This is a genomic window from Streptomyces sp. NPDC048636 (assembly GCF_040650655.1).
In the GTDB taxonomy this organism is placed as follows: domain Bacteria; phylum Actinomycetota; class Actinomycetes; order Streptomycetales; family Streptomycetaceae; genus Streptomyces.
The window spans coordinates 1003093-1018408 of sequence record NZ_JBEZHR010000002.1 but is presented as its reverse complement, the minus strand read 5'-3'; the positions used below and the strand labels follow the sequence as shown (position 1 = coordinate 1018408).

The following is a 15316-nucleotide window of genomic DNA, read 5'->3' as shown; positions in this document are numbered from 1 at the left end:
TGAGATCGGCTCCTCCCAGACCCGGACGGCGGGCCGGACAGCGCCCGTCGCCGTCGCACCACCGCATCCGCACCACCACCTCCCTCCACGGCCTCGCCCCGTGCCGCGCGGCGCACCGGGGCACCGAGGCGACGGGCCCGGCGCACCGGGCCACGGTTCACACCGGGCGCACCCGCGTCCCCCGGGTGGCGCGCTGAACGCGCGCCCGCGACACCGGTCCGGAAATGCTGACGATCCGGCCTGGTCCGCCCGCTCCTCCATCCACGTCCGCTCACAGAGAACCGGAGTACCCATGACGCCGCGCCGCTCCTCCCTGCCGCTGCGAACCGCCGCGATACCCGCCGCCATGGCCCTCACCACCGCGCTGGCCTTCCTCCCGGCCACCGCCAACGCCCTCGGGCGGGACGGCCACGCCCCGGCCGCGGCCCCGGCCGCGGCCCCGGCCGCCGCCGACGGTCCGTCGATGAGCTATGTCGTCAACACCCGCCCGGGGCACCACGATTCGTCCCGCGTCCGCAAGGCCATCGCCGAGGCCGGGGGCACCGTGGTGGTCACCTACGACCGGATCGGCGTGATCGTCGCCCACTCCGCCAACCCCGACTTCGCCAAGACCATGCGCACGGTCCGCGGTGTCGCCTCGGCCGGTGCCACCCGCACCGCGCCGCTGACCGCGCAGTCCACCACCGATGTGGGGACCCCGCAGGTGCTGACCGAGCGTGAGGAGAAGGCCGCGGCGGCCAAGGCCACGGCGGGTCAGGACCCGCTGGAGCCGCTCCAGTGGGACCTGCCGGCGATCAAGGCGGACAAGGCGCATGAGAAGAGCCTGGGCAGCCCGAAGGTGACCGTCGGCGTCATCGACACCGGAGTGGACGACACCCACCCCGACCTCGCGCCCAACTTCGACCGCAAGGCTTCGGTCAACTGCGTGGGCGGCAAGCCGGACACCTCCGACGGGGCCTGGCGGCCGAGCGCGGAGGAGAGCCCGCACGGCACCCATGTCGCCGGTGAGATCGCCGCCGCGAAGAACGGCGTCGGGGTCACCGGTGTCGCCCCGGGCGTCAAGGTCTCCGGTATCAAGGTGTCCACCACCGCCGGGTTCTTCTACACCGAGGCCGTGGTCTGCGGCTTCGTCTGGGCCGCCGAGCACGGGGTGGACGTCACCAACAACAGCTATTACACCGACCCGTGGTACTTCAACTGCACCACCGACCCGGACCAGAAGGCGCTGGTCGACGCCATCACCCGGGCCACCCGTTACGCGGAGCACAAGGGCGTGGTCAACGTGGCCGCGGCGGGCAACGAGAACTACGACCTCACCGCGGACTCCATCACCGACCCCTCCAGCCCGAACGACACCACCCCCGGTGACCGCGATGTGGACCCGAGCGTCTGCCTGGACATCCCGACCCAGCTGCCGGGTGTGGTCACCGTGTCGTCGACCGGTGCCAAGGGGCTGAAGTCCTCGTTCTCCAACTACGGTCTGGGGGTTGTCGACATCGCGGCCCCGGGCGGCGACAGCACCGCCTACCAGAAGCCCGCGCCCCCGGCCACCAGCGGCCTCATCTACAACACGCTGCCCGGCGGCAAGTACGGCTACATGGCGGGCACCTCGATGGCCTCCCCGCATGTCGCGGGGGTCGCGGCCCTCATCAAGAGCACCCACCCGCACGCCTCGGCCCGGCAGGTGAAGTCGCTCCTGGCCCACCAGGCCGATGACACCGCCTGCCCGACCCCGTACGACATCGACGGCGACGGCACGGTCGACGCGGTGTGCGAGGGCGACAAGCGGTACAACGGCTTCTACGGCGCGGGTATCGCCGACGCCCTGGACGCCGTCCGGAAGTGACGGTCTGACACCACGGTCCGTACGGGCCGCCGGGTGCGCGTCAGCGCCCGGCGGCCCGTCCGACGGACCGTCAACCCGGGTACCCGGCTTACCGGTGCGGGGGCGTTGGTCAGGGCTGTCGGCACCGGCCCGTATCCTCAATGACCATGCTCGAGGACCCCACGGAAGCCGCACCGCAGCTCGCACCGCCGTCGTCGTGGCCGCCCGGTTATCCGCAGGGGTACGCGGTCGTCGACGTCGAGACCACCGGGCTCGCCCGCGACGACCGGATCGTGTCCGCCGCGGTCTACCGGCTGGACGCCCGGGGCACCGTGGAGGACCACTGGTACACCCTGGTCAATCCGCGGCGCGATCCCGGTCCGGTGTGGATCCACGGGCTGACCCGGGACATGCTGGCCGACGCCCCGCTCTTCCCGGAGATCGCCGACGCGCTCGCCGAACGGCTGGACGGCCGGGTCCTGGTCGCGCACAACGCCGTCTTCGACTGGTCGATGCTGTCCCGTGAGTACGCCCGTGCCAAGAGCGCGGCGCCGGTGCGGCAGCGGCTGTGCACCATCGCCCTCTCCAAGGAGCTGGGGCTGCCGCTGGCCAACCACAAACTGGAGTCGCTGGCCGCGCACTACGGGGTGGTGCAGGAGCGCGCCCACCACGCGCTGGACGACGCCCGGGTGCTCGCCGAGGCGTTCCGGCCGAGCCTCCATCTGGCCGCCGCGGCAGGGCTGCGGCTGCCCCTGCTGGCCTGTCAGCCGCTGACCGAGTGGTCCGACGGACCGTCGGGCGGGATCGGCCACCAGCGTGCGTACCGGCCGACGAGCTGGCGCCCCAGCCGTAAGCGGCCGGCCTGCCCGTACCCCAACCCGGGGCGCTATGAGCCGGGCGGCGCGCTGGTGCAGGGGATGCGGGTGGCGTTCTCCGGGGACACCTCGGTCGACCGCGAGCTGCTGGAGGACCGGGCCGTGGACGCCGGGCTGCATGTGGCCACCAGTGTGTCCCGGCTCACCAGCGTGCTGGTCACCAACGACCCGGAGTCGGCCACCTCCAAGACCACCAAGGCCCGCTCCTTCGGCACCCCGGTCATCGACGAGGCGGCCTTTATGCAGCTCCTCCAGGACGTCACTCCCGCACCGCCGACAAACAGGTGAAGTAGGCGCGACGCGCCCGCCCGCCGCTCGCCCGTCATCGCGCCGCGCCGCACGCTGTGCCGCATGGCACGTTGTGAGGTCTGTGGAAACGACTACGGCATGACGTTCGAGGTGCACGCGCAGGGCGCCGTCCACGTCTTCGACTGCTTCTCCTGCGCCATCCACCGCATGGCACCCGTCTGCGAGCACTGCCGCTGCCAGATCATCGGGCAGGGCGTGGAGGCCGACGGCAACTTCTACTGCGGTGCGCACTGCGCCCGCGCGGAGGGGAAGGTGGGCATCGTCGACCACGTATGAGGCCCGTCCGCACCGGACCGCGATCCGGACGGGCGGCTGTCCGAACCGGGCCACCCGCGTGGATTGTCGTCCGGTGCCCCCACCGGCCGGGGGACAATCCACGCCGAGTAGGGTCAAGGGCGTGTACCGCTTTCTGTTGACCCGGCAGTGGGTGATCCTCACGCTGGTAGGGCTCGTGCTGATCCCCACCATGGTCCGGCTGGGGTTCTGGCAGCTCCACCGCCATGAGCACCGGGTCGCGCAGAACCAGCTGATCGGGGACAACCTGAAGGCCCGCGCGGTGCCCGTCACCAGCCTCACCTCCCCCGGGCGCACCGTGCCCCGCGAGGACACCTGGCGCACCGTGCGCGCCACCGGTACCTATGACACCGCCCATGAGGTCGTGGTCCGCCAGCGCACCGGCTCCGACGAGCAGTCCATCGGCTACTTCGTCCTCACTCCGCTGACCCTGCCCGGGAACAAGGCCGTCCTGGTCAACCGCGGCTGGATCCCGGCGGGCACCGACCTCACCCGGTACCCCAAGGTCCCGGCCGCCCCCTCGGGCGAGGTGACCGTCACCGGCCGGCTCAAGGCCGATGAGACCACCGCGGTCAGCGGGATCAAGGACAAGCGCGGGCTGCCCGCCCGGCAGGTCAGCCTGATCAACAGCGAGCGGCAGGCCGAGAAGCTGCCCCGGCCGGTGCTCGGTGGCTATGTCGAGCTGACCGCCTTCTCCGTCAAGGGCACCAAGGGCTCCGCCAAGGGCGGCAAACAGCCCGAGCCGGTGGCCGCGCCGGACCACAGCAGCATCGGCCCGCACATGGCCTACGCGATCCAGTGGTGGCTGTTCGCGGCCGGGGTGCCCGTCGGCTGGTTCGTCCTGGTCCGCCGCGAGCGCAAGGACCGCGCCGCCGAAACCGCCCCCGCCACCCAGGAGAAGGTCCCGGCCGCCGCGGGCGCGGAGTAGCTTTCCGCTTCCCGGGAAGATGCCCGGTGTGTCTCAGCGCATCGACGACTACGCCCTCATCGGGGACCACCAGACCGCCGCCCTGGTCGGCCGCGACGGCTCGATCGACTGGCTCTGTCTGCCCCGCTTCGACTCGGCCGCCTGTTTCGCCGCGCTCCTCGGGGACCAGGACAACGGCCACTGGCGGCTGGCCCCCCGGGACGCGGGGGACTGCACCCGCCGGAGCTATCTCGAGGATTCCCTCGTCCTGGAGTCCGTCTGGGAGACCGCGTCCGGCACCGTCAAGGTGATCGACTTCATGCCGCAGCGCGACCGGGCGCCCGATGTGATCCGCGTCGTCGAGGGCGTCTCCGGCAGCGTCGAGATGCGGGGCACGCTCCGGCTGCGGTTCGACTACGGCCATGTGATCCCCTGGGTGCGCCGCGACGACGGCCACCGGATCGCGGTCGCCGGACCGGACTCGATCTGGCTGCGCTCCGAGCCGGAGGTGCACACCTACGGCAAGGACTTCAGCACCCGCTCGGAGTTCACCGTCTCCGCCGGGGAGAAGGTGGCCTTCGTGCTCACCTGGCACCCCTCCCACGAGCCCCGGCCCCGGCGCGTCGACCCGTACGCCGCGCTGCGCTCAAGCCTCGAGGACTGGCGCTCCTGGGCCGCCCGGTGCAGCTACGAGGGCCCGTACCGGGACGCCGTGATGCGTTCCCTGATCACGCTCAAGGCGCTCACCTACGCGCCCACCGGCGGAATCGTCGCCGCCCCCACCACCTCGCTGCCCGAGCGGCTCGGCGGGGTGCGCAACTGGGACTACCGCTACTGCTGGCTGCGGGACTCCACGCTCACCCTGAACGCGTTGCTGTCGGCCGGATACCGCGACGAGGCCATCGCCTGGCGCGACTGGCTGCTGCGGGCGGTCGCGGGCGATCCCGCCGAGCTCCAGATCATGTACGGCCTCGGCGGTGAGCGCCGCATACACGAGCATGAGCTCGACTGGCTGGAGGGGTTCGCCCACTCCGCCCCCGTCCGGGTGGGCAACGGCGCGGTGGCGCAGCGCCAGCTCGACGTCTACGGCGAGGTCCTGGACACCCTGCACCTGGCGCGGGTCTCCGGGCTGCCCGCCGAACCGCACGCCTGGCGGATGCAGAGCGCGCTGATGGACTTCCTGGAGTCCACCTGGCGCGATCCCGACGAGGGGCTGTGGGAGGTCCGCGGCCCGCGCCGGCACTTCGTCCACTCCAAGGTGATGGCCTGGGTCGCGGCGGACCGCGCGGTGCGCGCCGTCGAGTCCCGTCCCGAGCTCAGCGGGGACGCGAACCGCTGGCGGGCGATGCGTGAGGCGGTCCACCGCGAGGTGTGCGAGAAGGGCTACGACCCCGCGCGCTCCACCTTCACCCAGTCCTACGGCTCGGCCGAGCTGGACGCCGCCACGCTGCTCATCCCCAAGGTCGGCTTCCTGCCCGCCACCGACCCCCGGGTCACCGGCACCATCGACGCGGTCCGCCGCGAGCTGAGCGAGGACGGTCTGATCCGCCGCTACACCTCCGACGGGGACGGAGCCGACGGGGACGGGACCCGGAACCTCGACGGACTGCCCGGCCGCGAGGGCGCCTTCCTCGCCTGTTCGTTCTGGCTCGCCGACGCGCTGCGGCTCAGCGGCCGCCATAAGGACGCCCGTACCCTCTTCGAACGGCTTCTGGAGCTGCGCAACGACGTCGGGCTGCTGGCCGAGCAGTACGATCCGGCCACCGACCAGCTGCTGGGCAACTTCCCCCAGGCGTTCAGCCATATCGGTCTGGTCGACACCGCCCTTACCCTCGCCGCGGACACCACGGCAGACTGACCCCATGGATCTTGGACTCAAAGACCGGGTGTACCTCGTCACCGGAGCAACCCGCGGGCTGGGCCTGGCCACCGCCCGTGCGCTGATCGCCGACGGCGCCAGGGTGGTCCTCACCGGACGCGACGCCGACACCGCGGCCGCCCTCGCCGCCGAGCTGGGGCCCGGAGCCCTCGGGGTCGGCGCGGACAACGCCGACCCCGCCTCCGCCGAGCGGCTGATCGCCACCGCCCGTGAGCACTTCGGCCGCTTCGACGGGGTGCTGATCAGCGTGGGCGGGCCCCCGGCCGGGCCCACCGCCGACATCACCGACGCCCAGTGGCAGACCGCGTTCGAGACGGTCTTCCTGGGCGCCGTCCGGCTGGCGCGCACCGCCGCCACCGAGCTCTCCCCCGGCGGGGTGATCGGCTTCGTGCTGTCCGGATCGGTACGCGAGCCCATCCCGGGCCTGACCGTCTCCAACGGGCTCCGCCCGGGGCTGGCCGGATTCGCCAAGTCGCTCTCGCTGGAGGTCGGTCCGCTGGGCATCCGGGTCCTCGGGCTCCTCCCGGGCCGGATCGACACCGACCGGGTGCGGGAGCTGGACGGGCTGTCCGGCGACGCGGACGCGGCGCGCGAGCGCAACTCCGCGGCCATTCCGCTGCGGCGGTACGGCACGCCCGAGGAGTTCGGCAAGACGGCGGCGTTCCTGCTCTCCCCCGCGGCGTCCTACGTCAACGGTGTGATGCTGCCGGTGGACGGCGGCGGCCTGCACGGCGTCTGACCCCTCCCCGCCCGACCGGGCCGGTGCCGAGCCGCCCCGGTCGGGGGGCAACAGGTGAGTGTCAGAGGGCGCGCTCGGGGCGGTGGCGGGTGCCTCGTAGACGTACTTCCGCGGGCAGCCGGTCCAGACCGGCCGAGTCCCGGGCGTGCTCCAGGGCCTCGGCACGCAGTCGCTCCAGGGTCACCACCGGCTCCGCGCGGGGCTCCAGCACCAGCCCGATCCGGGCCTCCGGGGCGGTCCGGCGCCTGCCGCGCAGCAGTACATCGGCCCGCTCGACGCCCTCCAGCGCCTCCGCCTCGGCCGCCAGCACCGCTTCCAGCGCCCGGCCCCGCAGCAGGGCGCCCTCACCGTCGCCGGTCTCCACCAGGACTTCCGCCAGTCTGCGCCGCCGCAGCTGGGCCAGCGCCCACCAGAGGGTGAGCAGCACGACCAGGGCGAGCACCCCGATCACCACCGGCCACCACCACGAGGCGTCCCGCCAGCGGGTGCGCTCCTCCCGGCTGAGCACCACATCGCCCCGCCCGTCGAACGGCGGCCATCCGGCGAGTGCCAGCGCGCCCACGGCCAGCAGCACCACCCCGACCACCGCGAGCAGCACCCTGTTGACGATCCGCAGCATCGCCGGTCACCCCTTCGCGGGTCGCCGGACCCGTACCGTCAGCCCCGGATGCCGGGCGAGACCCAGCTGCCGGATGCCGTCACCGAGCACCGTGACCAGATCCGCCCGTACCTCGTCCAAGTCGCGGAAGTGGGCCTGGGCCCGGGCCCGGACCCGATGGCGGCCGACCGAGACCCGCACCGAGCGCACCCCGGACACCTCCATCGCGCGGTCGCGCAGCACCAGTCCAGCGGCGCCGCGGTCGATCCCGGCCCGGATGCCGTCGGTCTCCCGCATCGGCAGCAGTCCGCGCAGCCCCGGCGTCACCGCCAGCACCACCATCCACACGCCCACCACGACCAGGGCGGCGGCGACCCCCACGACCCAGCCGTCGTCCAGGGTCCGGGTGGCCAGCTGATCGGCGAGCCAGCCCCGCCACTGCATGGCGGTCCGGCCCGCGCGCACCGCCGCCACGTCGTACAGCAGCAGCCCGGCCGCGGCGACGACGGCCAGTGCGACAAGGACGGCCGGGACCCGGCGCGCGGACCAGAACCGGCCGGTCCGCCCGTGCCCACCGCCGGTCTTGTCGCCGGACTCCGGTTCGTAGGCCGCCATCGATGCGGACTGCCGCACCTCGTGCTCCGCGTTCATCGCACTCTCCCCCGCTCCGCGCGGTCCAGCAGCGGCGAACGCAGCCGCTCCACCGTCACCGCCACCTCGGGCACCTCCATACCCGCCAATGTGCCGAGCCGCTTTCTGACCTGACGGCGCACCGCGCCGCACTGGGCGCCCAGGTCCGACGGATAGCCGAGCTCGACGGCGACCCGTACCCGCGCGACCCGCTCGTGCACCGCGACGACCGCGTGCGGCGGCAGCGCGTCGGCGCGCTCCAGCGCCTCCCGCGCCGCCTGCGAGGCGATCTTCGCGACCACGCGGTCCGCGATCCGCGTCGCGCCCCGCTCCCCGGGTTCGATCACGACGCCGCCTCACCGGTGCCGTTCGCCGCGGCCGCGGGAACGGAAGAACTCGCCCGGTTCCAGGTCCCCGTCCAGGAACCGGCCCGCGACGAACCCCACGAACCCCAGCGCGGCCACCAGCAGAAAGGCTCCGAAGCCGCCGAAATACCCGGCGAAGGCCAGCGCCATTCCCGCGATCATCCCGACCACGGCCATGCTCATCCTGTGCTCCCCTACTGGAGCCGACCGGAGCCGTCACCGGCCCAGGGAGTGTCTCGCCGATCATGCCGGGCTCCCGACGCCCGGCACGGCACCTCGCGGCCCCGCACTCGTCGCACGCAGCGCCGCTGCGCTCTCCTCACGCGGGTTGCGAGATACCGCACCGGACGCCGCTCGCTGATCCGGCCTGATCGACAAGACACCCCCTAGTGGAGCCTGGGCTCCGTCGATTCCGCTTCGTCGTCCGGCAAGTTGACATCGCTGACCGCGATGTTGACCTCGACCACCTCGAGTCCCGTCATCCGCTCGACCGCGGAGATCACGTTCTCCCGTACGGCCCGGGCGACATCGGCGATCGAGACGCCGTAATCCACCACGATTTCCAGGTCGAGGGCGGTCTGCACCTCGCCCACCTCGGCCTTCACCCCGCGGGTGACCGAGCTTCCGCCACCGGGCACCCGGTCCCGTACGACCCCGAAGGTGCGCGCGAAACCGCCGCCCATGTCATGGACTCCGACCACATCGCGGGCCGCCGTTCCGGCGATCTTCTCCACGACGCCGTCGGCGATGGTGGTGCGCCCCCGGGAGCCCGGATCGCCCCCGCCGCGCAGAGTGGGGACGGCACCGCCGCCCAGCGTCCTGGGAGTGGCGGCGGACGGCTCGGTGGCGGGGGTCTCGGGCCGGTTCCGTGGTGTGGTCTCGGACATCACCGGTCATCCCTTCCGAGGAGAAGAGTTCCGGGGCGGGGAGCCAGGAGGCGCTTCCGCGCTTCCGCTCACCGCCTCTACTGCCACAGTAAAGGCGCTTTCCCCGAACCGCCCCGGAGATGCGGCACTCGCGCGATCAGCCGCCCGAAAGTATCCGCGGACGCCGGATCTGCGGCAGGCTGGACGCAGTGGCACACAAGCGGTGGCACACAAGGCGTCACACAGGCGGTGAGGAGTGATGGCGGTGGTCACGGGCCAGCTCGCACACGCGGTCCGGCAGCAGCTCCGGCTCGGACGGCTGCTGCCCCTGGGCGGACCGGAGGACGGTACGTGGCTGACCGAGCAGGCCGCCGAGGAGGTGCTGCGGCGGGCCGCCGCGACGGTGCCCGGGGTCCGTCTGGACAAGCTGCGGATCGGACCGGCCGACCCCGACGCCATGGGCTCATCCGCCGTACCGGCCCCGCCGAGCGCGCTGCCGCCGGTGCCCCTGCGGATCGGTGTGGAGTGCAGGGCCACGGTGGACGAACCGCTGCCGGTGGCCGCGGACCGGTTGCGGAACGCCCTGCTCGAGGCGGTCACGGACCGGCTCGGTCTGGCGGTCGACGCGGTGGACCTGCGGGTGACGGAGGTGCTGGACGGGCCCCCGCCCTTGCTGTCGCGGCCCGGGGAACCGGAGGCGGAGCGGCCGGTGTCGCCCGAGGCGCTCGGCAGCCGGGAGGCCGCGGCCGCGACGGCGGCCCGGGAGGTGCCCGGGGTGACGCGGCTGGCGCCGGTGCTGGGCTCCTCGCGCGGGGTGCATGCCGACGGGGCGCATCTGCGGGTGGAACTGGCGGTGGCGGCCGATCACCATGCGCTGGAGGTGGCCCGGCGGGTACGGGCGGAGGTCGCGGAGGCGGTCCACTCGCCGGTGACGGTGGCCGTGCTGATCACCGCGGTGGATGTCACCGCGTAGCCGATGCGGCGGGAGTCGTCGCGGGCGCGTCGCGGGTGGCGCTCAGCGCGGGGCCTCGGTGCGCAGCCCCTCGACGGCGCGCTCCAGCTCCGACACCCGGTCGGCCAGTTGGGCCGCCTCGGCGCCCTGGGCGCCGCGCAGCAGCATCTCGGTACTGGCCAGCTGTTCGGCGATGGTCACGAACCGGTCCTCCGAGGGGGTGACCCGGTCGCCGATCAGCCGCCGTCGCAGTTGCTGGGCCTGCGCCTCGAGCTGGCGGTTCTTACGGTGCAGCTCCAGGAAGACATTGACCTTCGTCCGCAGCAGCCACGGGTCGAAGGGCTTGGTGAGGAAGTCGGCGGCGCCGATCGCGTAACCGCGGTAGGCGTAGTCGGAGTCGGCGTCGGTCCCGGTCAGCAGGATGATCGGGACGTCCTTGGTCTGGTCGAGCCGTTTGATGTTGGCCGCGGTCTCGAAGCCGTCCATCCCCGGCATCAGGACGTCGAGGAGCACCACGGCGAAGTCCTGCCGCAGCATCGCCTTCAGCGCCTCCTCACCGGAGTGGGCGCGGACCAGCTGCTGGTCGAGCGGGCCGAGTACGGCCTCCAGCGCGATCAGGTTCTCCTCCATATCGTCGACGATCAGGATCCCGGCCTTGTCGGAAGGGCTGGTGGTCATGACTCCCCCTGTCGCGGCCGGGGCGGTCCGGTCTCGCCGAACCCGCGCTCGTCCAACTCGTCCAAGTCGTCCAACTCGGTATCGGTATCGGTGTCGATCAGATCCTCGGTGTCGATCAGGTCCACCCCCTCGATCACTTCCTCGGCCCGGTCCTGGGCGGGCTCCCCGGCCTCCGGCAGCGGGCTCTCGGCCGCCTCGTCCGTCTCGGGGGTCTCCGTCCTGCCGTCGGGATCGAGCAGATCGACGATGGCCGACATCAGCCGGTCGACATCCACCGGCTTGGGCACATAGTCGTTGGCGCCGCTGTCGATGGCTTTCTCACGGTCGCCGGGCATGGCCTTGGCGGTGAGGGCGATCACCGGCAGCTCGGCCAGCCGGGGGGTGGTGCGGATGGCGTGGATGGTCTCGTAGCCGTCCATCTCCGGCATCATCACGTCCATCAGGACCAGCGAGACGTCCGGGTTGCGGTGCAGCACCTCCAGGCCCTCGCGGCCGTTCTCCGCGTACTTCACGGACATTCCGACCCGGCCCAGCACATGGGTGAGCGCGAAGACGTTCCGGATGTCGTCGTCGACGATCAGGATGCGGCATCCGTTCAGCACCCGCCCGGGGCGGCCGGCCTGCCACTCCTTGAGCCGGGTGGTCTCCGGCCATGCCTCCTCCCGGCCGTCGGGACCGACGGCGCCCAGCCCGGCCCCGTCGCCGAAGACTCCGCTGGGGGCGTGGTCGGCGGTGTCCGGCAGCGGTTCGTCGGGGGCGGGCGGCAGCGCCGGAACGGTGGAGCCGGTGGCCCGGGGGTCCGAGGGGTCGGGGGCCGGGACGACACCGCTGTAGTGGGAGGGGATGTAGAGGGTGAAGGAGGAGCCGGAGCCGAGTTCGCTCTCGGCCACGATCCGGCCGCCGAGCATTCCGGCGATCTCCCGGCTGATGGACAGTCCGAGGCCGGTACCGCCGTATTTGCGGCTGGTGGTGCCGTCGGACTGCTGGAACGCCTCGAAGATCACAGGCAGTTTCTCCGGGGGGATGCCGATCCCGGTGTCGGTCACGGAGAAGGCGACGACGGCATCGGCGGCGCGTAGCGTCTCCTCCTCGAAGTCGGCTCCCGGCGACCGCTCGACGCGCAGGGTGACACCGCCGGAGGAGGTGAACTTCAGGGCGTTGGAGAGCAGGTTGCGCAGGATCTGCTGGAGCCGCTGCTCATCGGAGAACATCTCGCGCGGTACGTCCTCGCCGACGGCGATCTCGAAGGACAGCCCTCGGTCGATGGCGAGCGGCCGGAAGGTGGCGTTGACGTAGTCCAGCAGCTTCACCAGCGGCAGCTTCTTGGGACGGACGTCCATCCGGCCCGCCTCGATCTTCGACAGGTCCAGGATGTCGTTGATGAGCTGGAGGAGGTCGGAGCCGGAGCGGTGGATGGTGGTGGCGAACTGCACCTCCTGGGAGGAGAGCCGTCCGTCGGAGTTGTCCGCCAGCAGCCGGGCCAGGATCAGCAGGGAGTTCAGCGGGGTGCGCAGCTCATGCGACATGTTCGCCAGGAACTCCGACTTGTACTGCGAGGCGGTGGCCAGCAGCGCGGCCTTCTCCTCCAGCTCCGCGTTGGAGCGCTGGAGTTCATTGGACCGCTGGCGCAGCTCGGTGGTGAGCCGCTGCGATTCGGACAGCAGCGACTCGGTACGGGCGTTGGCGATGATGGTGTTGATCGAGACACCGATGGTGTTGACGAACTGGTCGATGAAGGCGAGGTGGACCTCGCTGAACCGGCTGAAGGAGGCCAGCTCGATCACTCCGAGCACCTGGTCCTCGTAGAGGATCGGCAGGATGACCACACTGGCCGGAAGGGCGGACCCCAGACCGGAGTTGATGGTGATGTAGTCCGGCGGGACGTTGGTGATGAGGATGCGCTTCTTCTCCAGGGCGGACTGCGCGACCAGTCCCCGGCCGGGGGTGCCGGTCCGCGGCAGCGGGCCGTTGTCCTGGTTGGTGCCGTATCCGGCGATCAGCTCCAGGTCCTCACCGGGCGAGGCGCCTGCGGCGCTCAGGAAGAACGCCCCGAACTGCGCGTTCACCAGCGGGGTCAGCTCGCGCAGAATCAGATCGGCGACCTCGACCAGATCGCGGTGGCCCTGCATCAGGGAGGCGATTCGGGCGAGGTTGGACTCCAGCCAGTCCTTGGCGCGGGTGGTCTCGCGGAGGTTGGCGACCATCAGGTTGACGTTGTTCTTCAGCTCGGCGACCTCGCCCTGGGCCTCGACCGAGATGGAGCCGGACAGATCGCCCTGGGCGACGGAGGAGGCGACCTCGGCGATGGCGCGCACCTGGGTGGTGAGGTTGAGGGCGAGTTCATTGACGCCGGTGGTCAGCCGCTTCCAGGTGCCGTAGACCGCCTCGACCCGGGCCTGGCCGCCCAGCTGTCCTTCGCTGCCCACCTCACGGGCCACCCGGGTGACCTCGGAGGAGAACGCGGAGAGCGTGTCGACCATGGTGTTGATGGTGGTCTTCAGCTCCAGGATCTCGCCGCGCGCGTCCACGTCGATCTTCTTGGACAGATCGCCCTGGGCGACGGCGGTGGCGACCTGGGCGATATTGCGGACCTGGGAGGTCAGGTTCCCGGCCATGAAGTTGACGTTGTCGGTGAGGTCCTTCCAGACCCCGGACACGCCGGGGACCTGGGCCCGGCCGCCGAGCTCGCCCTCGGTGCCGACGTCACGGGCCACCCGGGTCACCTCGTCGGCGAAGGCGCGCAGCTGCTGGACCATGGTGTTGACGGTGTCCTTAAGCTCGAGGATCTCGCCCCGGGCATCCACGGTGATCTTCTTCGACAGATCGCCGTTGGCCACCGCCGTGGTCACCTGGGCGATGTTGCGGACCTGGGACGTCAGGTTCAGGGCCATGAAGTTGACGTTGTCGGTCAGCTCCTTCCAGACCCCGGACACCCCGCGGACCTGGGCCTGACCGCCGAGGTTGCCCTCGGTGCCGACCTCACGGGCCACCCGCGTCACCTCGTCGGCGAACGACGACAGCCGGTCCACCATGGTGTTGATCGTCGACTTCAGCTCCAGGATCTCGCCCTTGGCCTCCACCGTGATCGTCTTGCTGAGGTCGCCCTCGGCCACCGCGGTGGCGACCTGGGCGATATTGCGGACCTGGGAGGTCAGGTTGTCCGCCATGAAGTTCACGTTCTGGGTGAGGTCCTTCCAGACCCCGGAGACCCCGCGGACCTGGGCCCGGCCGCCGAGCATGCCCTCGGTGCCCACCTCACGGGCCACCCGCGTCACCTCGTCGGCGAAGGCGGAGAGCTGGTCGACCATGGTGTTGATGGTCGACTTCAGCTGGAGGATCTCGCCCCGGGCATCCACGGTGATCTTCTGCGAGAGGTCGCCGGTGGCGACGGCGGTGGTCACCTGGGCGATATTGCGCACCTGGGACGTCAGGTTGGACGCCATGAAGTTCACGTTGTCGGTGAGGTCCTTCCAGACCCCGGACACCCCGCGGACCTGGGCCCGGCCACCGAGCTCGCCCTCGGTGCCCACCTCACGGGCCACCCGCGTCACCTCGTCGGCGAAGGCGCGCAACTGGTCGACCATGGTGTTCACGGTGAGCTTCAGCTCCAGCAGCTCACCGGTGGCCTCGACGGTCACCTGCTGGGTGAGGTCGCCGCGGGCGACCGCCGTGGTGACCACGGCGATGTCGCGGACCTGGGCGGTCAGCCGGGAGGCCATCGTGTTGACGGCCTCGGTCACATCGCGCCAGTCGCCGGAGAGCCCCTGGACCTTGGCCCGGCCGCCGAGGCGGCCCTCGGTGCCCACCTCACGGGCGATCCGGGTCAGCTCGCCGGTGAACAGCGAGAGCTGGTCCACGGTGCGGTTCACGCCCCGGCCCAGGCGGCGCAGATCGCCGCGGAGCTGGCGGTTGCCGTCGTGCATATCGACCCGCTGGGTCAGATCGCCCGCCGCGACCGCGTCCAGCACCCGGGTGGCGTTGGAGACCGGTCCGACCAGCGCGTCCACCAGCTGGTTCGCCGCGTCGACACTGGCCGTCCAGGCGCCCTGGCCGGGGCTGGCGCCGATCCGTTCGTCCAGTCGTCCCTGGCGCAGCACCTCACGGCGCACCCGCTGGAGTTCATCGGCCAGATGCGCGTTGCGCAGCACCAGTTGGTTGAAGACCCCGGCCATCTCACCGAGGACGCCCTCCCCCGAACCGTCCATGCGGACGGTGAAGTCCCCGTCACACAGAGCGTTCATGGCAGCCATGAGGGAGCGCAGCTCGGCAGGGCACGCGGCCTCCTGGCCCCTCTCCGGCCCGGCGGGCGGGGCGGGACCCGGATGCTCCGGCGAGGAGCCCCGGGCGGAGGTCGTATCGGTGGGGATCGGGTCGAGTGCCATGGCGTCGCCCCTCGATG

Annotated in this window: 14 protein-coding genes; 7 read left to right on the top strand and 7 right to left on the bottom strand. The window is 71.8% G+C overall.

The features are described 5' to 3' along the window. Positions 1-292: 292 nt before the first annotated feature. The 6 genes from AB0C66_RS10380 to AB0C66_RS10355 all read left to right on the top strand — a co-directional run bounded on the left by AB0C66_RS10380 (position 293) and on the right by AB0C66_RS10355 (position 6828). Positions 293-1846, top strand: coding sequence for a S8 family serine peptidase (locus AB0C66_RS10380; protein ID WP_362435400.1), 1554 nt, complete (start codon positions 293-295; stop codon positions 1844-1846). 146 nt (positions 1847-1992) lie between these two features. After that, complete coding sequence (locus AB0C66_RS10375) at positions 1993-2988, top strand: DEDDh family exonuclease (RefSeq protein ID WP_362435397.1); 996 nt, start codon at positions 1993-1995, stop codon at positions 2986-2988. 63 nt (positions 2989-3051) lie between these two features. After that, positions 3052-3285, top strand: a complete 234-nt coding sequence (locus tag AB0C66_RS10370) for a hypothetical protein (RefSeq protein ID WP_362435395.1) — start codon at positions 3052-3054, stop codon at positions 3283-3285. Between the two features lie 121 nt (positions 3286-3406). Then, positions 3407-4231, top strand: coding sequence for an SURF1 family protein (locus tag AB0C66_RS10365; protein ID WP_362435393.1), 825 nt, complete (start codon positions 3407-3409; stop codon positions 4229-4231). A gap of 28 nt (positions 4232-4259) precedes the next feature. Next, positions 4260-6068, top strand: coding sequence for a glycoside hydrolase family 15 protein (locus AB0C66_RS10360; RefSeq protein ID WP_362435391.1), 1809 nt, complete (start codon positions 4260-4262; stop codon positions 6066-6068). 4 nt (positions 6069-6072) lie between these two features. Beyond that, positions 6073-6828, top strand: a complete 756-nt coding sequence (locus tag AB0C66_RS10355; RefSeq protein ID WP_362435388.1) for an SDR family oxidoreductase — start codon at positions 6073-6075, stop codon at positions 6826-6828. Positions 6829-6889: 61 nt separating this feature from the next. Here the strand turns inward: AB0C66_RS10355 and amaP are convergent, their stop codons facing one another. From amaP to AB0C66_RS10330, 5 genes are all read right to left on the bottom strand, one after another. After that, a complete protein-coding gene (gene amaP, locus AB0C66_RS10350) occupies positions 6890-7447 on the bottom strand; it encodes an alkaline shock response membrane anchor protein AmaP (RefSeq protein WP_362435386.1) in 558 nt (185 codons plus the stop codon). Between the two features lie 6 nt (positions 7448-7453). Then, complete coding sequence (locus AB0C66_RS10345) at positions 7454-8077, bottom strand: DUF6286 domain-containing protein (protein WP_362435384.1); 624 nt, start codon at positions 8075-8077, stop codon at positions 7454-7456. After that, positions 8074-8400 (bottom strand): hypothetical protein, encoded by a 327-nt coding sequence (locus tag AB0C66_RS10340; protein ID WP_362435656.1) that lies wholly within the window; start codon positions 8398-8400, stop codon positions 8074-8076. Before AB0C66_RS10340 ends, AB0C66_RS10345 begins: the two co-directional genes overlap by 4 nt. A 12-nt stretch (positions 8401-8412) precedes the next feature. After that, positions 8413-8604: a hypothetical protein gene (locus tag AB0C66_RS10335; protein WP_176183659.1), complete on the bottom strand. Its 192-nt coding sequence runs from the start codon at positions 8602-8604 to the stop codon at positions 8413-8415. Positions 8605-8807: 203 nt separating this feature from the next. After that, complete coding sequence (locus AB0C66_RS10330) at positions 8808-9308, bottom strand: Asp23/Gls24 family envelope stress response protein (RefSeq protein ID WP_362435381.1); 501 nt, start codon at positions 9306-9308, stop codon at positions 8808-8810. A 238-nt stretch (positions 9309-9546) separates the two neighbouring features. On the opposite strand from AB0C66_RS10330, the gene AB0C66_RS10325 reads away from it, so the two are divergent. Beyond that, positions 9547-10260, top strand: coding sequence for a nucleopolyhedrovirus P10 family protein (locus AB0C66_RS10325; RefSeq protein ID WP_362435379.1), 714 nt, complete (start codon positions 9547-9549; stop codon positions 10258-10260). A 42-nt stretch (positions 10261-10302) separates the two neighbouring features. Here AB0C66_RS10325 and AB0C66_RS10320 read toward each other — a convergent pair whose 3' ends face one another. Next, the gene (locus AB0C66_RS10320) at positions 10303-10917 is read right to left on the bottom strand and encodes a response regulator (RefSeq protein ID WP_362435377.1); all 615 of its coding nucleotides are present in this window, start codon (positions 10915-10917) and stop codon (positions 10303-10305) included. Then, complete coding sequence (locus tag AB0C66_RS10315; RefSeq protein WP_362435654.1) at positions 10914-15167, bottom strand: HAMP domain-containing protein; 4254 nt, start codon at positions 15165-15167, stop codon at positions 10914-10916. Before AB0C66_RS10315 ends, AB0C66_RS10320 begins: the two co-directional genes overlap by 4 nt. Positions 15168-15316 lie beyond the last annotated feature (149 nt).